Origin of the sequence: Mesorhizobium sp. (assembly GCF_005063415.1) — a bacterium.
In the GTDB taxonomy this organism is placed as follows: Bacteria; Pseudomonadota; Alphaproteobacteria; order Rhizobiales; family Rhizobiaceae; genus Mesorhizobium.
Map to the genome: position 1 here is coordinate 1 of NZ_SUEG01000003.1, position 21,564 is coordinate 21,564.

The following is a 21,564-nucleotide window of genomic DNA, read 5'->3' on the forward strand; positions in this document are numbered from 1 at the left end:
AGGTGCCCCACCTGCCGGTGGGATCGGGCTCGTCAACAAGATAGAACCCAAACACATTCGGATTGCCAAGGAAGGGGGTCATTTTCTCGATGAAGGATGAGGTTACGCCCTCGTGCTCATTGAGATACACCAGACCCTTCGTGCCATCCGGCAATGCATCGACCTGGCTAGCATATTGAACGTCGGCCAAATTGAAGCCGGCGGTTGCAATTTCGGTGGCGGAACCACCCGAGGTGTAGTGCAGAGTTGCCATCCAATATTCCTTTTTTCTCGTTCGATAGCGCCCGAGGCCTACCTACTAGAGGGTGTATATTAGCACCAAATCACATACAGACACTCGTTGATAGAATCATTGACCGTTTGTAGGAATGCTGCATGCATTGTGGCTTATTTTGACAAAACCGATTGTAGACAAGAAATTTATCGCTTTCTGAGGTCACAATCCCGGCGGAATCGCGACATTATTTTGAAGCAGCTGTAGATTCGCAACTCATGACGTTTGTATTACGGGGACGTTACATTATTGGTCTGTTTCGATTTATAAATTTACCTTACGAGATGAAAATAAGACAGACGTTAACCTAAGAGCCAAGCCGCTCCGCAGTCTCATTGCCGCAACCAATTAGTTGTGGACAATTCGTAGGCATCTGCGCGCTCATCATCCTATATCGGTCGGCAGATCTCCGTAATCGAGATCAAATCAATGTAAGGAAACCGCTCAAGGTGAGAATAGGGGCGGTTCCCAGTCGGAGCGCCTGCCGCACTCGCTCATGAGGAAGACTTAAGCGACGTCAAAACTGTTCGGCCGACGTTTATGAGCGAGGGACAACTGCCGAATGGCTGCCGGCGTCGCGGTGCCTGGTCCCTGCTCTCGCGCTCAGGTAATTGGCATTCCCGATTTATCTATCCCCGATCTGCGAAGGGGCGGTTTGCGAAGCTATGGCCGCTATTGCGCAGAGGATCTGATAGCGGCCTAGGGATCTGGTACTCGATTCCAGGTTCAGATGGGATCTGACCGTTCGTTGCCGAGAAGAATCGAATAAGAGTAAAGAGACGAGAAAGTGCATACCGGATTACTCGCGAAGCCGTTTTGCTTCGTCATGCACCGTGCGATGAGCTTCTATTTCACTGAGATGCACTAGCCCGTTCAAGGCACGGAAGCGGATCGCGAACCGCGCCGAGTAAACTCGGTGGCGGGCAGATTCAAGCCACCCTTCAATGATGCCTGCTAGCGAACCCGCTGGGGTGACAAGGTTAAGCATCAGCCCGAATGGGCACCCGCTTTGGAAAATCCGGTGCTTGAACAAAGACGGAGCGGCGGACCGGCTCGAGCAGAAGGTCCGCCGTTCCGGGTCGTTCAGATCACAAGAAACGAACCTGCCGCAAGCGACAGACCTGGAGAGAGAGTGGCGAACTGTATTTGAGCTGCGCCACCGATCCCGTCGCTGTCGAAAGACAGCGCCCCGGTTGAGCTGTTGTAGATTATATGGTCGGAGCTGTCATGCGCGGCCGTGCCAGCAAAGAAAGCATCGGATGAAAGGCCACCCAGTTTAAGCCCGGCAAAAACCGCGTCGTCGAGTTGGATCTTGTCCTGGAGCTTGTTGAAGTCGGTGATCCTGTCGATATTGCCGGCCCCAAGAGCGCTGTTGAACACGAATGCGTCGTTGCCTCCATTGCCGGTCAAGATGTCGGCACCTCGTCCGCCGTTGATTACATTGGCGCCGGCATTGCCCAGGATCGCTTGGCTAAGCTCATTGCCAGTGAGGTTGATTGCTCCCGTGCCGGAAGGATTTGTGGTGGCAAGAAGCTCAACCTGCGAGCCGGCCGAAAGAGCATAGCTCACCGAGGAAAATACCCTGTCGGCACCGCCGCCGGCCGCCTCAACCGCTTTAAGTCCGTATATCTATCAAGCTTATCTGATTTGATTGGAAATCGGTAGTTTCATGGTCTAAAAAGGTAGCTTGCGTGTTGCGGAATTGAATTGTGAACTAAAATTGTTATTTAGCTGTTAACTTGCCAATTTACAGATCAGACGAACATCTAATCTAAGAGCCAAGCCCCTCCACAGTCTCATTGCCGCAACCAATTAGTTGTGGACAATTCGTAGGCGTCTGCACGCTTGTCGCGGGATATCGGTCGGCAGATCAGGTTTCCGACATCGGGAGGGGTCGAATCGGCTTATCCGCTGGTCGCAGGAGGCAAGTCGCGTCGGGCGTTGTGGCTGAGGGGGGGCTGATCATCATGCCTGGTAGCACGCGGACCGGACAGGGAGCTTAGGAATCCCAGCGCAGAGCAGCCGTACAGCGCACGACTGTCGGAAGCGCTTTCTTCGCTTGTCTTATCAGTGGCGAGTCCGGCTGGCAGAACTCCCTTGAGTTCGAGGCGCAATTCATCCGCGTACCAACAAGGTGCCGCCGAGGTGCTTCGCGATATGCGTAAGGCCGTGATCCCAATGCGGTTTACCTCATTCAAACAGACGAGGACAGTAGGCAAGCCTCCTCCTACCGTACCCTTTCACGCGCACAGAAGTAACGAAGCAAAACCATGAAAGCAGATGCGAAAGGCAGTTACTTCACGCGACCGAAACACGGCGCACGGACGGGAGCTTCGGGATGAATCCGCATCTCGTTTGTGTGGGAGGCGAAGATCACGCCCTGAGAATTCCGTTCCTAATGTCGCTGCGCGAAAGCGGCTTCCGGGTCACTGCAGTTTCGACCGGTGATGAGGCCGCGTTTTTGCGGCATGGCATTCCGCATCGCCGCTACGGTTTCGATCGATTTGCCAGCGGCAGTGGCGAGTGGACCGCCGTAAGAGCGATTCGGAAACTGGTTGCGGAACTCCGGCCTGACATCATCCAAAGTTTCGACACCAAGCCTAACCTGCTGGCGCCGTTTTCGGTGCGCGGAACGGTGCCGGTCGTGCGCACGATCAACGGCCTGGGCTGGACATTCTCCTCGCTGGAACCGCGGGCTCTGGCCTTGCGTCCAATGTTTTGCGGATTGCAATGGCTTGCCTCCTTCTGGACGGCAGCGACGGTGTTTCAGAATCGGGACGATGAGGCTTTCTTCAAGCGCTTTCGATTGATTGAACCCGGCAGCGGAAGAGTGATCCGCAGTTCTGGCATCGACGTCGATGCGTTCGCCATGGCGAGGCATCTTGCTCCGCCGGCAACGAAAATGCGCCAGGAACTCGGGCTCCAGTCAGCAGAGATCGTAATTTTTGTAGGCCGGCTGACCCGCCAGAAGGGCATCCCGGTACTGCTTCAAGCAGTCCCCCGCGTCCTTTCTAAAAGGCCTAATGCTCGTTTCGTGCTTGTCGGCCCTTGGGAGTCCGAAGGTCCATTTGCAGTCGACAAGTCGGAAATCGATCGACACGCTCCTCATGTCATCGCGCTTGGCCCACGACGCGATGTTCCAGCGCTTCTTGGCATGGCCGACGTGTTCGCCTTCCCCACACAATATCGAGAAGGAATCCCGCGCGTCCTGCTCGAGGCAGGGCTGGCGGGATTGCCCATCGTCGCCTCAAAGATGCCCGGCTGCAATGAAGTGGTCGAGGATGGATGGAACGGCTACCTTGTACAACCGCACGACGCCGATGGTCTTGCATCTCGAATAGTTGACATCCTGTCCGACCGCAGTCGCGGAAAAGTCATGGGCGGTCGTTCTGTCGAACTCGTCCGGGAGCAGTTCGCGCTGCCGCGGGTGGTGGCCCAATATTGCGATCTGTACAAAAATATCCTTGGCGCCAAATCCCACAGCGATCTCGCCCGACCGGCGTCTCCGATCTTAATTGGAGAGGGTGCTGTCAGTAGTAGATTGGATGTGAGCCGATGATCCGGGACGCGATCCTGGCCTGCGGCCTCGCAATGACCTATGCGGTGCAACTCGACATTCCTGGGTCGCCCTTGGGGATTGGCGAACTACTCCTCGTACTTTGGATCATGCTGTCGATTGGGCGCGTACTCGCCGGCGGTCACCTGGAGACCAGGCCGGCGCTGACACGCCTTGTGAGCTTCTGGACGATCATGGCGCTTGCTCTCGGGGTCGGCACCGTCGTCGGCTATCTGACCACAGTTCTATATCTGACGGGCCTGATGCACGATACGATGGCCTACCTGCTGTTGGTCGGCATCACCTGCCTTGCCGCTGCAGAACCCGAGGCTGATCGCCGTCTGCGTCGTACTGGCTGGTGGGTTGTGGGCATCGCGAATATGGCCCTTGCCATTCAGCTGGGACAGGGTTGGGGCTGGATCCCCCGAGCTGGCGTCGATCCCTGGTACTGGGACCGCTTTCGTGGCTGGTCGCATAATCCAAACCAGCTCGCGCTCTACTGCGCAATCTTTGGCCCCCTAGCCTTGCATCTTGCGACCACCACCAGCAACCGATGGGGCAGGTTTCTTGGGATCGCCAGCTTGTTCCTGACCTTCTATGTCGGGAGGCTGACAAAGAGCGATACCTATTTGTACACCAGCATCCTGACCTGCCTGACATTCCTCGGGCTGCGGATCAGGACATGGCTCAAGACCGGTGGCAACGGGATCAGCTTTTCACGGCAAGCCGTCCTCCTGTTGCTTGTCGGTATCCTTCCGTTGGCGATGGCGATAACCCCCTATGCCGTAACGGAGGCGAGCGTCCTCGAAAACTTCGCCAAGGGCCTGACCAAGGACAAGGGCGGCGAGGCTACTGCGGAAACCGCCGCGCTCCGCGTGCATCTCTGGGACGAAGCGTTGGAGAAGGGCGCCGAATCCGGATCGCTTGGCCTTGGTCCAGGTCCGCATCTCGAGCGCCCATCAGTGTTCGACTCGCAATTTCTGGAACGACCCTTCGAGGCTCACAACACGATCCTCGACCTGTACACTCAAGGTGGTCTCATTGCGGTTTTGGCGCTGGTCTGGATCGTCGGCGCCGCCATCATGTCGGTGTGGCGTGCGAAGCTCGACGCGCTGTTAGCGCTCGTGGTGTCAATCATCATCTTCGGGATGCCGCACCTGATCATCCGCCACCCGATCGTGTGGTTTGCGCTGACCATCTGCCTTGTCGCCGGTACGCCGAAAGCAGTTTCTGCAATCTCCAACAATCCGGGGTAATGGTATGTGTGGTATTGCCGGAATTCTTCTTGCATCCGATTCAGCGGACACAAGGCCGCTCAGGGCAATAGAGCAGATGACGGCCGCACTTCGCCACCGCGGGCCGGATGGCGAGGCATTCTGGGTAAACTGTGAATCGGGTGTCGCCTTCGGTCACAGGCGGCTGGCCATCGTTGACCTGTCGGAGGCTGGCCGTCAGCCGATGCATTCCGAAAGCGGCCGATATGTCATCACATTCAACGGCGAAATATACAATTTCCGTGATTTGCGCCGTGAGCTAGAGAGTACAGGCCATCATTTTCGGAGCGCCAGCGATACCGAAGTCATGCTCGCCGCAGTTGAGAGTTGGGGCCTCGAAAAAGCACTCACGCGTTTCGCCGGCATGTTCGCTTTAGGATTATGGGACCTTAAGACAAGGACGCTCCATCTCGCCCGCGACCGAATGGGCAAAAAGCCGCTTTATGTCGCCTCAACACGCGATGCACTTGTTTTTGCTTCCGAGTTGAAGGCGATCAACCGTTTTCCAGGGTTTTGCCAGGAGCTCGATGTCGATGCGGCCGCGGCAATGCTTTCGAAGGGATGGGTACCGGATGACAGCTGCATTTGGCGAGGCGTATTCAAGCTGCCGCCGGGTTCGGTCCTGTCGGTAACGGCCGCTGAGTTCTCCGGGGAACGCAGTGTCGCCTCCCTGTCGCATCGCATTCGACACTGGTGGTCGCTGGCCGAAGCCGCCACGAAAGGGCGGACGGAGCAGGTCGCCGGCAGCGACGAGGAACTCACCGATGAACTGGACGGCCTGCTTCGGCTTGCCGTTCGGGAGCGCATGATCGCTGACGTCCCGCTGGGGGCCTTCCTGTCGGGCGGAATAGACAGCTCGACGGTTGTGGCCCTGATGCAGGCTCAATCGGAAAAGCCTGTGCGCACGTTCACGATCGCTTTCGGAGAGGGCGGGTTCGATGAGGCTCCCCACGCCGCGGAAGTCGCGCGGCATCTGGGCACCGACCATACCGAAGTCCACCTTTCGGCTGCCGTAGCGCGCGACGTCATTCCAGAACTGCCGCAGATCTGGGATGAGCCTTTCGCTGACGAATCGCAGATACCAACTCTGCTGGTGGCGCGGCTCGCCCGCCGGCACGTTACGGTGGCTCTGTCGGGCGACGGTGGCGATGAATGCTTCGCCGGCTACGCCCGCCACTTCATGGCGGCCCGTCTGCGACGACAGCATACTCTGCCGTCAGCACTGCGTCGGGCGCTCGCGGCAGGCACTGGGTTACTGGCCCGTGCAGCCCGTCACGATCTCGTCGGCAAGCTGCCGCTTTCGGAGGGTGCACGGCATGCGCTTCGGGGGGATCGGCTGAATCGCCTAGCTCAGCTCCTCGCTGCAGCCAATGAGGACGAGTTGTATCGGCGGCTTACGGGATCATCGACCGAGAACCTGAGCCTCCACCAGCCACCCTCATCAATTCACGTCGAGCACCGGCTTGATGGGCTGCTGTCCCGGCTTTTGTATGACGATATGGCCGGATACCTGCCCGGGGATATATTGGTGAAGCTGGACCGCGCCAGCATGGCCAACAGCCTCGAGGGGCGGTGCCCGCTGCTCGATCATCGTGTTGTCGAATTTGCCTGGCGCCTGCCGACGAATACGAAGGTTCGTAATGGCAAAGGCAAGTGGATCCTTCGTCAGTTGTTGCGCCGGTACGTTCCGCAGCGGCTGATCGAGCGGCCGAAGCAGGGTTTTGATGTTCCTATAGCAGTCTGGCTGAGAGGCCCGCTGCTCAGTTGGGCAAACGATCTTGTCGCCGATATGCGCTTGTCCGGAGACGGGATTTTCGACCTTGCGGAGGTCGATGCGTGCTGGCGCGATCACGTTGATGGCAGGCACGACCATTCTCGCAAATTGTGGCCCGCTTTGATGTTCCAGGCCTGGCACAACGAGGCAAGGCGGCCATCGCCGCCCGCAACGGGTTCTCGCGTGCCCGAACTTACAGGAGATTAAGATGGAAGGGTCCATAGTTAGCCGCATCCACCTTCCGCACGTTAACGAAATGCACGTGCCTGCGCGCGAAATCGCTCCGCGCATGAAACGTCCGCTACGCGAACAGATGGACACGCAAACTCCGTTCCATCAGCTCCTCGTTACCCTGGCAAGAAAAAAATGGTTCCTGATGACCATGGTCGTCAGCGGCGGCGTATTAGCCGCGCTTGCCGGTCTTGCACGGCCTGCCCTGTATGAAGCCACCACACAGGTGATCGTCGACGCACCCAGCAGAGCGGGACCTGCCGGCGGCTTGGTCTCTGCTCAGGATGCGGTGGATTCCAGCATTGACGACCATATAACCATGCTCTCGTCGCAAAGCCATCTGCGAAGCGTGGTGGCAGCGTTGCGCAAAACGGACGCTCTCAACAGTACTACAAAGGTTGATGCTGGCACCGAAAATTCTGCTACTAACCCTGCGGGCGTTGGGCCGCCGAAGTTGCGCTCGGGTACAGCCGATCTGCTGGCCAAAATTTGGCCGCGAAGCACTCCGGCGGAGCCAGATGCGGCTGAACTCAAGATACTGCGCAAGGGTATAAGGATCGGCCAGGAGCTGCGATCGAGGGTCATCAGTGTCGGCTTCACCGATCACGATCCGGCGCGGGCCGCCTTGATCGCCAACACGTTCGCCCAAGTGTATATTGGCGATCTGGCAAGGAAAAGCCAAGCATCGGACAGACTGGAACTTGAATCGATAGTTGCCGGACTTCCAGCTACACAAAACAGTCTCGCAGAAGCGACCGATCGTCTTGAGAGGTATCGGCTGAGCCATGGCGCGGTCGACCAAGGTGCAGCGGACAATGCCGCCAAAGAGATAGTCGAACTTACCCAGCAAATCTCCTTGTCGAAAGCGGATCTCTCCGCATCGGAATCTCGACTCCAACACATTCAGGACTTGCGAAAGCGGGGCGCGTCGGTTGCCTCGATCGCCGAAGCCGTCGGATCACCCGTGCTGGCCGATCTCTTGGCACGCCAGGCCAACGACACGACAGATGAGGACGTCACAGATGCGATCGACCGTCAGATTGACCAAGAAATCGCCAGCGCCGCTGCCGAGGCCAACATCTATCGCTCTCAGATTGCGGCGCTGCAAAAGCGCAAGGATGTCCTGGATGCGGTCGTAGCCGATACAGCCGGCCGGCTTTCCGGATTGCGCGCTCTCGAGCCGCAGGTCAGCATCCTGACGCAGCGCTACAACGACCTTTTGACCCGGCAACAAGACTTGACGCGGCGTATTGCAAGTCCATCCCCCGGAGTCAGGCTTCTCTCAGCGGCGTGGCCCCCTACCAATCCAACGACTCTTTCGCCAATATTTCTTATTCCGCCCGGCATGGTCGTGTTTGGCCTGATTGGGGGGATATTCATACTTGTCCGCCAACGCTTCGATAGCACCTTGCGCGGAGAGGCCGAAGCTGAAGCAGCGCTCAAGGTTCCGTGCCTCGGGCTAATACCCCAGGCTGCCACAACGCACGCGAGGCGACTGCAGCAGCTGGTTTCAGGCCAGCAGGAGTCCAGATACAGCCGCGCCGTGACGGCCCTGCTTGTCGCCGCGGCGCCCCAACGGGCGAGGGATTGCTCGAACATAATCGTGATAACATCCTGCGGTGAGGATGATGGCAAGACCGAGCTCGCATGGAGCATGGCCTTGGCGGCCACCAGACTTGGAGGGCGAGTACTCTTTATTGATCTGGACCGCACGGACCGCCGCCTTACAGGCGAGTTTGTGAAGGAATTCAGCGCACGTAAGCCGCACAATTTTTTCGGAGACTATATCAGTGACCGTTGTGCGCTGCACGATGCGATAGCTGGAATGTCGGCAATCGGAATCGATTTCATGGCGCTCGCACCGTCGGAGGATCTGCTGCCCTTGCTGTCCAGTGTCGACGGCTCCCCTTTCAAAGATGAACTGCACTCGGTCTATCGGGTGGTCATCATAAATGGACCGCTGGGGCTTGAGGGACCAGAGGCCAGACTCCTGACAGGCTGGGGTGACGTGGTTCTTTTCGCCGTTCGCTGGGCGAAAACGCGACGCAGCATCGCGCGAGGCGTTCTAGACCTGCTTGCGGGCGATACGCCAGCTTCGGTTCCCGTCGCAAGCGTTCTCACGAAGGTTAATCTCAGGAAGCACGCGGGTTACCGGTTCGGGGACAGCGCTGATCTCTTGCTGGAGAGGGCATGACGAGCGCGGCTTTTATTGTTGCGTACTTCCCGCCACCGCCTCATTGAAAATCACCGCTTTGGGCGCTACGCTGATCGGCTGCCGGCGCGGGCCATTCGTCAGTAGCGGGGGTTGCCGCGGAGAGATCCATCCGGAGCGTGGGTCCGATGTGTCACAACGGAACCTACTGGCCAGGAGCCGCCGGACCGGCATTCATGAATTCCGGAACCCACACCTGAGACGACGCCCCTGACGCCGTCCTTCGTCTGCTTGGCAGGTCCCGCAGCCTGGTGGTGTCAAAATCACCTTCCCGCTGCAAGCGGCATGGCGCACCGCTCATTACTGCTTGGCTTGGCGATGAATCCGAAGCGCAGGTGACGAGACTTTGTCGATTTTCGCCCAGAGTGCGCTCCCGCCCATCGTAGATGCGTTCCTGATGGCGTATGCCCATGCCGGCAAGCGTGACGGTGAAATCGCAAGGGCAGTCAAACCTTGCGCCATTCGTTGCGCCTTGCTTCGCGGCAGGGCCCGCACGAACTCACTCACACTACCTGGTTTTTGTCCCTTTCGCAAAAAGCTGTGGACGATGTCTTGCTTCAGGAATTTCGCGAGATTGAACGGCTCGCGCTCGCATTTGCTCAATTGCAAGCCGTGCCGCCGACATATGGCATCGAAGGCTTCTTTCGTCCATCGGCCAATGTGGTTTGGTGGCATGTCTACGAGCGAGCCGTGAGACTCCATATAGTACGTTCTGTTTTCATTTGGCACGGCAATGAAGGCAGATCCTTGCGCCTTCAGAAGATATTTTAAGCGAGCAAAAACCTCATCCACTTGGTCCATATGCTCGAAGACCTGAAACATGAAAATAAAATCGAAGGCTTCTTTCATGGAATCGAAGGTGTCTTCCCGAAAATCGCTCGCAAAGGTCTTGAAGCCTTTTGACGCCAAAACTGATCGCGCCGTTTCGTTGTAGTCGACCGCCGAAATATCCGAAGTATGGAAGAATTTGTTGTTAATGCGGTCCAGAAAATACCCGAACCCCGATCCCACCTCGAGAGCAGTCTTTCCGCCAGTATTCAGGCCCGCGAGCTCTTCGATTGTCCTTGCATATTCCCATTTCATAGTTGGATAAGAAGGGTACGCCCAGGCTAAGTTATAAAACTCAAAGCCGCCGGCGACGAACGGATCTGCGAAACCGAATCCGCAATCTGCGCATTTGCGAATGTCGCAAGTGTTGCTGCCCCAGAGATCCGACAGGTGGCTTGTTAACTTTCGAGAGCGATCGGGGTCCTGACGCGGATTGATGAAATGTCGAGAGGCCTCGTCTGCTGTCACTTCGAACAATTTTGCGGTTGATACACTGCCACACGCCGGACAAATGGTCATCTCGCTATCCCCAAAAGCTGGACGAAGGAACGTCGCCTTCGACGGTATAGAATGCACACCGGCCGGCCCGCCGCGGGCGCTCGACGCCGCCGCCACGCTATATTCGTCTCCGGCTACGCAACCGGCCCAGTCTCGGGCGGATCGCGAACACGTAGGTAAGAATGTGCTGGCTCGCAATTTTCATAACTGATGGGCGAAGAATTTGGATAGCATCTTGGATCGTCGCTCGCCAGGACTGCTGGTGGAATCTGCTAGGAATACGAGCAACCCGCAGCGCCCGTAACAAAGTCTTGGGGCGAGGAAGGTGTTTACGATCCTGAATTAGATTCCAGTTAAGCTCTTTGACAGCAAGAGTTACTTGATCAACTTCATCGAAGCTCTTGGTTGTAGTGATGCTCGGGTGATTCGTCGCGTCGTAGAAGATCAAGCCGTCATTTATCGCGACCATGTCTCCGTGGCATGCCAGGTCAACAAAGAACAGCTGGTCGACTCCGGCCGGGATTGAATTGTGCGCGCGCATCAGGCAACCCGCGTGAATGACGTCGCGGTTGATCAACAGCGTCGACGGGATGATCCCAAGGCTCCGCGTCGCACGGACCAGATAGAGGTCCGTTAGGCATTGCTGGCTCGAGTAGACGGAGATCCGTTGTCGCCCTTGCGGTGGCAATCGGAATTTCATCCGATCGTCCTCAATTATGTTGGCGGCACAGGTCATGAATGCAGCCGAGGGATGCTTGGTTGAAACCTCGGCAAAGGTCTTGAGTGCGCCTGGGGCCAGCCAGTCATCGTCATGGAGCAGCTTGATCCATTTTCCGACGCAAGCGAGCATGGCGTTGTTGGTATTCTCGACCTGACCCCGGCCCCGGCCGTTCTCGACAATTCGGATGCGAGGCTCGGTCCGTGCATACTCGGCCACGATTGCCCAGGTCGCTCCCTCTCGGCCCTCGTCGTCGCTGACGACCAGCTCCCAACTGGCAAAATCTTGACTCAGAATGCTATCCATCGCCCGGCGGATCGTGTCCGGTCGGCGAAAGGTTGGGATGGCAACTGAAATGAAAGGGCGCAGTCGCGAAGCATCAGCGCGATGATGTTGGTCAACCACATCGGTCGTCAGAAGCTGATCAAGCTGCGATTGCTTCATGGTGTTTTTCCCTCGAGATGATGATTCTGCGTTGGTATGGCGGCTCCCACTGGTTCGACGTCGTGGCGGAGAAGATACAGAGAGGCCGCCGTTTTCAGTGCAAACCCGACGGCGCCCCCGGCCGCCATCAGATAGATGACTTTGAGTGGCTCCCAACCTGCCTCAGCACCGGCGAGCAGCGGGCCAAATACAAGCGCCGTCCGCGCGCCGTCGACGAGAAGCCGTACCTCTTGCCGCCGCAGAAGAGCTGGGACATCTTGAAGCGGTGTCGACAGCGCCTGCGTAGCACCCATGAACGCCAGCGCGGTCATAATGTCTGCGGCGGGGACCCAGGGCGCGCCCAGGAGGGGAACGACGATATATGGCGCGGCTAGGCCAAGCGCTAATATTGGCAATGCAGTGACGCCGGCTGAAAGCATCAAGAGGCCGTGCGCGGTGCCGAGCAAATGGGCGCGACTGCTGGTTTTGTTTGCCTCAGATACAAAAACATTGCTAAGCGGGTTGGCGATCAGCGTGACGGGTGCAGTCACCAGCCGCGACGCAACTCCCAGGTAACCGGCAAAAGCGGCGCCAAACAGCGAACCAACGAGTATTGCGGGAAGATTGATGATGGCAAAACTCGCTAGGGCCGAGGGAATGTCGAACAACGGAAACTTGTATTCTCGCCTGGCGACGGCAAAGACGGTCCGCCACGGCGCTCGGGCGATGCCGCCTATGTCCTTCCTGCTCAGAATCCGAGAGCCGAGGATCCCGATAAAGACGAATTGGCTCAGGATATGAGCATGTACCATCGCCTCACCTCCGAAATGGGCGAGCCCAAAAGTTAGTTGCAGCAGGGCCATGGTCACCGGCAAAATCAGGCGGCCGAGGGCAAAGTCGCGTAGCAGGCCTACGCGCAGACTCCAGCAATTCATTGCTTCGACGAGACCGGCGCCCCCCATCCCAAGTGGAACAAGCCAGGCGAGGTGGCCAACCCGCGCTGGAGCGATGCTCGCCCACAGCAGTCCTGCTGCAAAGGCCAGGACACTCGTCACCGAGACAGCCAGGAGAATGAGCTTAACAGTCACGTATGCCTGCGCACTGTCCTTGACCCCATAAAGAGAGGCCTCGAAACGCAGTGCTGCGATCGCACCGAGGATGTTTACGATCGACAGGTAAATCGTGAAGATCCCGAAATCTGCCGGGGAGTAGAGCCGGGCCAAAACGGGAATAGCGGCGACGAGGGTCAGCTGGCCGGCAATCGCCATGGCCGAAACGCCTCCTGCCGCTCGAAGAATACCGCCGATCGGGCTTGGAGGAACACGGGTGATTATTTTCTCGACCGTAGGAACCGTCCTGGATCTCAGAAAGTAGCTTTGGGACATGAGCTCGCGATTCCGAGGAGGCAAAATGCGGTTGGGCAGAGCTTACGATGGGGCCCGAACGTCACCATCATCCATCTGAATGACATCGTTCGGCAGAACGCGGATGCGGCGAATTCTTTGTGCTCCGTGCCAAGTACAACTGCAGTCTCTGAATTGAGATCGCTCATTGGAATTGCCCGCGATGAGCTGATTCTGCGAGGATCGCGCGGGCATCGATGACCGGAAATGTCGTCGTTACGCTATGCGGCATCAGCTTGATCTTTTGACCAGACCAGCAGCCGACCAGGATAGCGGACGCGTGGATCCGTCGCTCCGATAAGGCGCGGATTACACGGTGGCCTCTACATGCATCAACGTTTGTTGCCATATGCTGGCCGCGGCATCTGTTCCATGAAAGTCCCGGTACCATTCGACAAAGCGCTGCACTCCGTCCTCAAGCCGTGTCGTCGGGGCGAAGCCGACGGCCTTGCGAAGATCGCTGACGTCGGCGCGTGTCTCCAGAACGTCGCCAGGCGGCAACGGCACATCCACGCGAAGCGCCCGGCTGCCAAGGGCGGTCTCGATGATCGAAATCAGCCGGTTGATCTCCTCGGGCCGGTCGTTGCCGATATTGTAGACGCGATACGGCGCGGAACTTGTAGCAGGGTCGGCGGTGCAAGGGTCCCAATGCGGATCGGGCCGCGGCGGTGCAGCAAGTGCTCGAACCACGCCCTCAGCGATATCGTCGATATAGGTGAAGTCTCGCCACACGCGGCCGGCATTGGCTACTTCGATTGGGTTCCCCTCGATAATCGCACGCGTGAACATGTAGACCGCCATGTCGGGCCTGCCCCAGGGGCCATAAACGGTGAAGAAGCGCAGTCCGGTCACGGGCAAGCCGAACAAGTGACTGTATGAATGCGCCATGAATTCGTTTGAACGCTTGGTTGCGGCGTACAGACTGACAGGATGATCGGCGCCGTGATGCTCGGAAAACGGTATGGTTCGATTTGAGCCGTAGACGGAGCTCGACGAGGCGTAGACGAGGTGACTAACGCCGAAGTGCCGGCAGCCCTCAAGGACGTTGAGAAACGCCACTATGTTCGATTGCACATAGGCATGCGGGTCAACTAGTGAATGTCGCACGCCGGCCTGAGCCGCGAGATGCACAAAGTTTGAAGGTCGAACTTCTGAAAACAGCAACTGGACGCGCGCCGCATCCGCCAGATCAATTCGCATCGGAGTGAAGCCCGACTCGGCACAGAGGCGCGCAAACCGCGCTTCCTTGAGTCGTGGATCGTAGTAGGAGGTGAAATTGTCGACGCCGATGACTTCGACACCCAAATGCAAAAGCCGCAAGGCGACGTGGAAACCAATGAAGCCTGCCGCGCCGGTGACGACGATCGGTCCGGTCCGTGCAAGTCTCTTCACCGCGCGGTCCGAACGCGATCGAGCGATTTCCACCTTCTCCGCTGCGGCAAGAACAGACTCGCTGCATAGATCGTTGTCCAACTTGTCGCCTTTCGAATCCGTTCGACAGTACCGAATTGCCGGTCCGGGATTGCGGCTTCCGATATTTACGCCGGCGCATCGAACCTGGTGGAGTGCGCAATGCGGGGCACGAACTGCCAAGTCATGACACTCCAACTTGCGCCATCTAAATCCCGGGCGGATGCCGACGTCCGGCGATTGTGTCCAAGTGACCGGCCCTTATGGCAGGACCGAAATACGCCCAAGAAGGGCCACCAGTTCCGCCTGGCGTTTTGTTTCGGTCTTGGCGAACAGCGAGGCAAGCTGGGAACGGATCGTGGTGCGGCTGAGACGCCAGCTGCGAGCGATCTCCAAAGGTGCGTCGCCCTGAGCCAAGCGCAAGGCGAGGTGCGTTTCTGCGCTCGTCAAGCCAAACATTCTTTGCAACGTGCGAGGATTTGGCCCAGATCTGTTGTCCCGATCCAGCAACGCCACAATGCTCGTTCCCTCGGGAGCGATAACGCCGTTCTCGTTCAGTATCACCGGCCGGTCGCCCCTGCTGCGGATCACGACCCAGGACAACGAGCCCGGCAGGAATTGGCCCGGAACATTCGCGATCAGCCGCCTCAGGGCGGCCGTAAGTCCGCTCGCCGTGTCGGCCGCTTCGCCCTGGCGCTCAAGCGTGGTTTGGGCGGCTGCGTTCCACTCGACTACTTTTCTTTCGCGATTCAGCACGAGATAGCCACAGCCAATGCGATCAAGCACGCCGGTTATGGATTCCAGACTGCGGCCTTTTGGTTCCCCGAGCCTTGCGTCCAATGGATCCGATGCACGATCGGGAAGGTGACCAGAAGAGGGTCGCGTATTCCGCGCCTCAAAATCATACTTGGTCCTCGTAGCAATGTACCGATTGCTCGAAGAAGCATCGACCTGTCTATCGATCAGATTCATTTTCTACCCCTAACCCAAAAGTTTCACACGCCCGAAATAAGTCATCGGGATTCAGACAGTCTTCTATGTTTAGCTGGATTCTAGTCTTCTATGCGCTGACGGATGATATGTGCATCACCACCTTGAAACTTAATATGATCTGTAATTCTAAGGCAGCTCTTAGGCCCCGCTGCATCCGATAAAATGCGCGCTATGATAGCGGTATGGCAATCCGGCAGTGGTACTAAGCTGTACGTTTTTTGCTCTAGTCTCGACGGGCTAGTCAGAAGGTTGTAGTCTGTGTCCATGAGCTCGCAGTCGCGCAGGTCGAATTCGAACCCGTCGGGCAGATTGCTAACTCATATTGCCTCTGCATCGGTATTAGCTGCCACACTGATATTTGAAATAAAATTGTCAGCCTATATTGGGCAAGGCGCCAGTTTTCTGGAATTTGTTCCGGCTATTATTATAATCGCCTATCTCGAAGATCGCGTACCTGCGCTCGCTGCGACCATTCTGATGGTGACAGTCGGCCTATGGGCACGAGGACACGATCAGATTTCAAATGGAGATTGGGCACGCGCAATCCTGCTTCTGGTTTCGGGCGGGGTGATTGCCATGACGTTCCATCGCCTTCGGCAGGACTTGCGTGAGTTGCTGGAAGTCGCCGAGGCCAGGCTCGCTGCCGTCGAAGCGACCGAGAGCCGCTATCGTTGGGCCTTCGAACGTGCTGCCATGGGATTCGCGAACACCAACGAGAAAGGTGAGTTGCTGCAGTCCAACAAACGCCTTTGTGAGATGACCGGGTACAAGGAAGAGGAGCTTGCCCAATTGCAGCTCGATACGCTCGCCCATCCGAACGACCGGCACACCTTGGCGCAATTGCTGGCGAGGCTGGGCAATGACATTTCTTCGTTCGTTTCGGAGGTGCGTCTGTCACGAAAGGACGGTACGGCATTCTGGGCTCGTCTAACGCTTTCTTCGTCCGTGCCCGAGGGGGTTCTTTCGGAGAGTATCTTCGTGGTGGTCGATGATATTTCGGACCGACGAGCTGCTCACGAAGCGCTTCGGGCTCAGAAGGAATGGCTGGACCTCGCTCTGTCTGCTGGACGCTTGGCCACGTGGCGGATCGACCTTAAAGACGGGACAGTCACGGGCTCCGACACGTTCTGGGACATTCTCGGCCTGGCCCAGGCCAATCGCCGCCGTTTAGAGGAACTATCAGCTGTCGTTCATCCGGCGGACTGGCCAAAGCTGGCGGCATCGAGAAAGTCCGCACCATCGGTCACGGATTACGATGTTGAGATACGCGTCCGCCGACCGGACGGACATATCCGCTGGGTTGCCCTACGCGGAAGGGAGGAAAGACATGACGATGGTGGACAGCGGCTTGGAGTGGCTGCCGACCTGAGCGAGAGACGACAAACCATGCTGCTGCGCGCCGCGGCGAAGAAGCGGGAGCGTATCATGCTCGAACAGCGTCATAGATTCGGCAATGTTTTCGCGGTGATCACGGCGCTCGTGAAGATGGTCGATGTTCCCGGAAACAACGTCGCCAAATACAAGGAAATGCTGATCGACCGGATACGCGCGCTCGAGGCAACCCATCTGCTCCTTTCACGCAACGGCAGCGTATCGGGGGCGATAAACGATCTCGTTGCGCAAGAGTTGCACCCTTATATGGGAACACGCGCCATATCGGTCAGCGGTCCTTCCGTGGCGATGTCGGGAGGCGCCGCCGAGAGTTTTGCAATGATCGTTCACGAGCTTGCCACCAATTCCATGAAATATGGAGCGCTTGGCGATCCAAAAGGCCGAATCGACGTAAGCTGGACGTTCGCACCTGAAGACACAGGCAGTGATATTGTGTTCGAGTGGGTGGAATCAGGGCGGCGGCGGACCTCAAGCGTAATCCGTCATGGCTTCGGTTCCATGATAATCGGAGTGGATGGATCGCCGCTTGTCGGTCACTCTCCCAAGCTGGAGATATCGGACCAAGGGTTGCGGTATTCGCTGCGGCTGTCACGCAAGGAAATCGGTTCGTAGTGCAGTGCTCCAATCGGAAAGCAGATATCTAAAGGCGGGTCGCTGAGCGGCCTTTAAGATGCGCAGGGTTCCTTCCAAGAATGTCGTTGGCCCAAAGCTGTGCCGCGGCTTTGGGATATGCAGTAATATGCATGAGGAATCTTGGGACGCCGTTTGCACGTCCAAAAGGACGCGCGGCGTTCTAGCTGGCATGTCTCGAAAGCCAAGTCTTCAGCATAACGGCAGCCTCGGTCCGATTGCGTACCCCCAACTCACGCAGAACCGCAGCAGCGTGGATTTTCGTGGTCGCCTCTGCGATTTCCAGATCGCGCGCAATTTCCTTGTTCGAATAGCCTTCCGCCATCAGCTTGAGGACTTCCTTTTGCCTTGAGGTCAGCCTGCCAAGGTTGACGCCAGCGGTCCGCCTCTGTGGGCTTTTGTCGTCGGAATGGGTATGCGCGTGGGATGTTTGCGTTGCACCCGAGCGTGACAGAAGTGCAGGAACATAGATGCGGCCGGAGAGGATTTCGTTGACGGCCAAAACAACCTCTTCGTCCGTCTGCGATTTTACGATGTAGCCGTGAAGCCCGATCGACAGAGCCGTGAGTATTTCCGAGCGCGAATCGTTTCCCGAAACGATCGCAAATCGCGTGTCCGGATAGGCAGACAGGATCCCGCCGAGCACTTCTTGATTGAACAGGCCCGGCATATTCAGGTCCAGGATCGCAAGATCCACGAACGATTGCTCTGCCAGCAAACTGAGCACCGCGTCGAAACAAGACGCTTCAAATATCTCCACACCTGGAATGCCTGCGGTCAGTGCCAATCGCAAGCCGCGACGATACAAGCCGTGATCGTCGGCGATGACGATTCGATACATTGAACTACCCCAACGCCTATCTGAATGGATTGAACGGTGATGGCCTGAAAGTCGTGGCCATCCACTCGTCGATTCATCCAGCCGACGCTGCGACACCCCCAACACCGCAAACGCCAGATTTCTAATATAATCTTAAATGACGGGAAACGCTCCTCTTTTTTTTGCCCCTTGTGAGCGAAACCCGCCGAACGTCGTCGAACATACGTTCTGACCTTTTGGACAGCTGACAGACCGGTCGGTCGTTCAGCACTGCTATAGGTCTAAAGATATAGAACAGCAAAACGGCTGAATTGTTACCATTCGAATGCACGACGACATCCACCCTGACGGCCACATACCATCCAGATGCAATGTCCGGATCAGGGGACAGTGGGGAAATCTCACCGGTCTTCTACGGGAAATCTCACCGGTTCTTCTGAGGGGACAAGAACGCGTTTCCCGGGTGCTGACCAGGGCAGGATAGCCGGCCCGTGACGACAGCGTTCAGGCCGAATGAACAAGGGAGGACCAGGATGAAAGCGGTTATTCAATGTGGAGGAATGGGAACACGCCTCCGCCCCTTCACTTCGGTCTTGCCGAAGCCGCTCATGCCGATCGGCGCACGGCCGGTTCTCGAGATGCTTCTGAAATGGTTGCGACGCAACGGTATTCAGGAAGTCTATATTACAACCGGGTATCTCGGCCACTTGATCCGCACCGTGTGTGGAGATGGCTCGCAGTGGAACCTGAAAATTCGATATACGCAGGAGATGGAGCCGCTTGGCACCATCGGGCCACTGTCTTTGATCAGGGATGAACTGACGGAGCCATTCATCGTTCTCAATGGCGATGTCCTTACGGATCTAAGCCTCAGTCGATTTGTAGCAGCGCACCGTAAGCACACCGATCCAGTGACGATCGCAACAGCCTGTCGTCTGATCAAGATGGATTTCGGCGTCATCGACGAAGTCGACAATACCGTGCAGGTCTTTCGCGAGAAACCGACGCTCTCGCATCTGGTCAGCATGGGAATTTACTGCATGAACCCCGACGTTCTGCAGTTCATCCCATCCGGCATACCCTTTGGGTTCGACGACCTGATGTTGCAGATGATGCAGAACGGCACGACCGTGCACGTGTACAAGCATGAGGGTCTCTGGCTCGATATCGGGCGCGTCGACGACTTTCAGAACGCACAGACCATTTCCTGGGAAGACCAGTCGGCGTCGATCGAGGTCACTGCGACGGCTGCATGACGAAATCACGAGCCCGGTCCCACAGTTATCAGTCTAGGAGGTTGTGATGCTCTTGGTCAGTGCCCCGATCTTGGGTGTGCCGGAGAAGACTGCTTTGACCAAGGTCATCGACAGCGGCTGGCTGACCATGGGGGAGCAGGTACGAGCCTTCGAACAAGCTTTTGCCGACGTGCATGGCGCGGAGGATTGCGTCGCGGTCAGCTCTTGTACCGCAGCACTTCATCTCATTTTGCACGCACTTGGTATCGGACCGGGCGACGAGGTGCTGGTGCCATCCTTGACTTTCGTGGCGACCGCGAATGCGGTCCTCTATGTCGGTGCGACGCCGGTCTTCGTCGACATCGAGTCAGCCGACGTGCCGCTGATGTCGATCGTGGAAGCCGAAGCGAAATGCACGACCCGCACCAAGGCAATCATTCTCGTCCATTTCGCCGGCTACCTCGCCGATCGGGAACAATGGCAGAGGTTCGCCCGTGCCCGGGGGCTGCATATCGTCGAGGACGCGGCGCATGCGCCGGGCTTGAAGGAGGTGGGGACATTTGGTGCCGCGGCCGCCTTCAGCTTCTACGGCAACAAGAACATGACCACGGCGGAAGGCGGGGCTGTGATCGCCAGGGATGCCGGTCTGCTCGAGACAATCCGCCAGGCGCGTGGACATGGGATGACCACCGGGACACGTCAAAGGCTGAACAGCCGCACCCCTCAGTATGATGTCACCATGCTCGGATTCAACTATCGCATGGATGAATTGCGGGCTGCGATCGGACTGGTCCAGCTGCAAAATTTGCAGGAGTGGAATGAGATCAGGCGTATCCTGGTCATGCTGTATCGCCGTCTCATAGCCAAGCATTGCCCGGCCGTGACCATCCCGTTCCACGAGCCGCGGACGTCGGCCTACCACATCATGCCTATCCTTTTGCCACGTTACGCCGACAGGCAAGACGTCATCGACGCACTGCGCGCGCAAGGGATACAAACCACTATCCACTACCCGCCGGTGCACCAGATGACGCTCTATCGTGAGCTTATTCCCGGTACTCATTTACCGCGCACTGAAGATTTCGCGCAGCGCGAGCTGACGGTACCGCTGCATCCGCAGGTCACAGCACCTTTGGTCGAAACGGTGGTTGTCGCTCTTGCCGCAGCGGTTAACAGTTGCGCCCAGACAGGAACAGCCGCATGAATGCCCTAGACCTAGCCATTCACCGGCCTAACGTCTCGAGCGCCGCCCATGGGTCTGTGAGACGAGCAATTGATCTCGTCGTTGCTGCGGCCGCGGCGATCGTCTTCGCTCCGCTGATGCTGCTGATTGCCGTGGCGCTGCTGCTGGAAGGTGGTCGGCCCATCTTCTTTACGCAGACCCGCGTCGGGGCCGGTGCTCGCCCATTCCGCATGTACAAGTTCCGCAAGTTCAGCGTGCAATGCGATCCCGGTGGCTTGGCGCTGACCATGGCCGATGACAGCCGCATGACGCCGGTAGGACGGTTCCTCGCCGCCACCAAGTTCGACGAGCTGCCGCAGCTTTGGAACGTCTTCAGAGGCGAGATGGCAATCGTCGGGCCGCGCCCGGAGAGCCTTGTCTTCGCCGATTGTTTTCGCGGGAGCTTCGAGGGTATTTTACAATACAAGCCAGGCTTGCTGGGTCCAGCCCAGGTCCTCTTCCGGAATGAAGCGCATTTTTATCCGGGATCCGTGGACCCGCTACTGTTCTACCGCGAGGTTCTGTTTCCTGCCAAAGCCAGGCTCGACCTTTCCTATTATCCGCAGCGCACGATCGTCTCCGATGTCGTGTGGATGGTGCGCGGGCTGCTGGCGGTGCTTGGCGTCGTTTCGCCGCCGCCGATCGGAACTTGAGAGCAGGTGGGACATCCG

At 57.6% G+C, this 21,564-nt stretch carries 15 protein-coding genes and 1 pseudogene; 8 read left to right on the forward strand and 8 right to left on the reverse strand.

What is annotated here, in order from left to right:
- Window positions 1-253: pseudogene (locus E5W70_RS01695) on the reverse strand (calcium-binding protein); the annotation flags it as partial.
- Window positions 254-1,357: 1,104 nt separating this feature from the next.
- The gene (locus tag E5W70_RS01700) at window positions 1,358-1,843 is read right to left on the reverse strand and encodes a hypothetical protein (RefSeq protein WP_292653731.1); all 486 of its coding nucleotides are present in this window, start codon (window positions 1,841-1,843) and stop codon (window positions 1,358-1,360) included.
- A gap of 769 nt (window positions 1,844-2,612) precedes the next feature.
- Here E5W70_RS01700 and E5W70_RS01705 point away from each other — a divergent pair.
- Genes E5W70_RS01705 through E5W70_RS01720 form a run of 4 tightly spaced genes read left to right on the forward strand, consistent with a single transcriptional unit; the run spans window position 2,613 to window position 9,303 of the window.
- Entirely contained in the window at window positions 2,613-3,833 is a 1,221-nt protein-coding gene (locus E5W70_RS01705; RefSeq protein ID WP_292653732.1) for a glycosyltransferase, read from the forward strand.
- On the forward strand, window positions 3,830-5,086 hold the full coding sequence (locus E5W70_RS01710; protein WP_292653733.1) for an O-antigen ligase family protein: 1,257 nt from the start codon (window positions 3,830-3,832) through the stop codon (window positions 5,084-5,086). Before E5W70_RS01705 ends, E5W70_RS01710 begins: the two co-directional genes overlap by 4 nt.
- Window positions 5,087-5,090: 4 nt before the next feature.
- Window positions 5,091-7,085: an asparagine synthase (glutamine-hydrolyzing) gene (gene asnB / locus E5W70_RS01715; RefSeq protein WP_292653734.1), complete on the forward strand. Its 1,995-nt coding sequence runs from the start codon at window positions 5,091-5,093 to the stop codon at window positions 7,083-7,085.
- Window position 7,086: 1 nt separating this feature from the next.
- On the forward strand, window positions 7,087-9,303 hold the full coding sequence (locus tag E5W70_RS01720) for an exopolysaccharide biosynthesis protein (protein ID WP_292653735.1): 2,217 nt from the start codon (window positions 7,087-7,089) through the stop codon (window positions 9,301-9,303).
- Window positions 9,304-9,621: 318 nt separating this feature from the next.
- On the opposite strand, the gene E5W70_RS01725 is transcribed toward E5W70_RS01720, so the two are convergent.
- The 5 genes from E5W70_RS01725 to E5W70_RS01745 form a co-directional block, all read right to left on the reverse strand.
- A complete protein-coding gene (locus E5W70_RS01725; RefSeq protein ID WP_292653736.1) occupies window positions 9,622-10,764 on the reverse strand; it encodes a class I SAM-dependent methyltransferase in 1,143 nt (380 codons plus the stop codon).
- Between the two features lies 1 nt (window position 10,765).
- Window positions 10,766-11,809 carry a glycosyltransferase family 2 protein gene (locus tag E5W70_RS01730; protein WP_292653737.1) on the reverse strand — a complete coding sequence of 348 codons (1,044 nt, stop codon included), beginning with the start codon at window positions 11,807-11,809 and terminating at the stop codon, window positions 10,766-10,768.
- Window positions 11,806-13,056 carry a lipopolysaccharide biosynthesis protein gene (locus tag E5W70_RS01735; protein ID WP_292653738.1) on the reverse strand — a complete coding sequence of 417 codons (1,251 nt, stop codon included), beginning with the start codon at window positions 13,054-13,056 and terminating at the stop codon, window positions 11,806-11,808. The genes E5W70_RS01730 and E5W70_RS01735 overlap by 4 nt, the downstream gene beginning before the upstream one ends.
- A 444-nt stretch (window positions 13,057-13,500) precedes the next feature.
- Complete coding sequence (locus tag E5W70_RS01740; RefSeq protein WP_292653815.1) at window positions 13,501-14,583, reverse strand: NAD-dependent epimerase; 1,083 nt, start codon at window positions 14,581-14,583, stop codon at window positions 13,501-13,503.
- Between the two features lie 279 nt (window positions 14,584-14,862).
- Window positions 14,863-15,573 (reverse strand): helix-turn-helix transcriptional regulator, encoded by a 711-nt coding sequence (locus E5W70_RS01745; RefSeq protein ID WP_292653739.1) that lies wholly within the window; start codon window positions 15,571-15,573, stop codon window positions 14,863-14,865.
- 390 nt (window positions 15,574-15,963) lie between these two features.
- Here E5W70_RS01745 and E5W70_RS01750 point away from each other — a divergent pair, with 390 nt between their 5' ends.
- Complete coding sequence (locus E5W70_RS01750; RefSeq protein WP_366509641.1) at window positions 15,964-17,598, forward strand: PAS domain S-box protein; 1,635 nt, start codon at window positions 15,964-15,966, stop codon at window positions 17,596-17,598.
- A 181-nt stretch (window positions 17,599-17,779) separates the two neighbouring features.
- Here the strand turns inward: E5W70_RS01750 and E5W70_RS01755 are convergent, their stop codons facing one another.
- A complete protein-coding gene (locus tag E5W70_RS01755) occupies window positions 17,780-18,457 on the reverse strand; it encodes a response regulator transcription factor (protein ID WP_292653741.1) in 678 nt (225 codons plus the stop codon).
- 512 nt (window positions 18,458-18,969) lie between these two features.
- On the opposite strand from E5W70_RS01755, the gene E5W70_RS01760 reads away from it, so the two are divergent.
- From E5W70_RS01760 to E5W70_RS01770, 3 genes are read left to right on the forward strand one after another with little or no spacing between them, the layout of a single operon-like run.
- Window positions 18,970-19,692, forward strand: a complete 723-nt coding sequence (locus tag E5W70_RS01760; protein ID WP_023675619.1) for a sugar phosphate nucleotidyltransferase — start codon at window positions 18,970-18,972, stop codon at window positions 19,690-19,692.
- A gap of 46 nt (window positions 19,693-19,738) precedes the next feature.
- Entirely contained in the window at window positions 19,739-20,875 is a 1,137-nt protein-coding gene (locus E5W70_RS01765; protein WP_352467095.1) for a DegT/DnrJ/EryC1/StrS family aminotransferase, read from the forward strand.
- Window positions 20,872-21,546 (forward strand): sugar transferase, encoded by a 675-nt coding sequence (locus E5W70_RS01770; protein ID WP_292653743.1) that lies wholly within the window; start codon window positions 20,872-20,874, stop codon window positions 21,544-21,546. The genes E5W70_RS01765 and E5W70_RS01770 overlap by 4 nt, the downstream gene beginning before the upstream one ends.
- Window positions 21,547-21,564 lie beyond the last annotated feature (18 nt).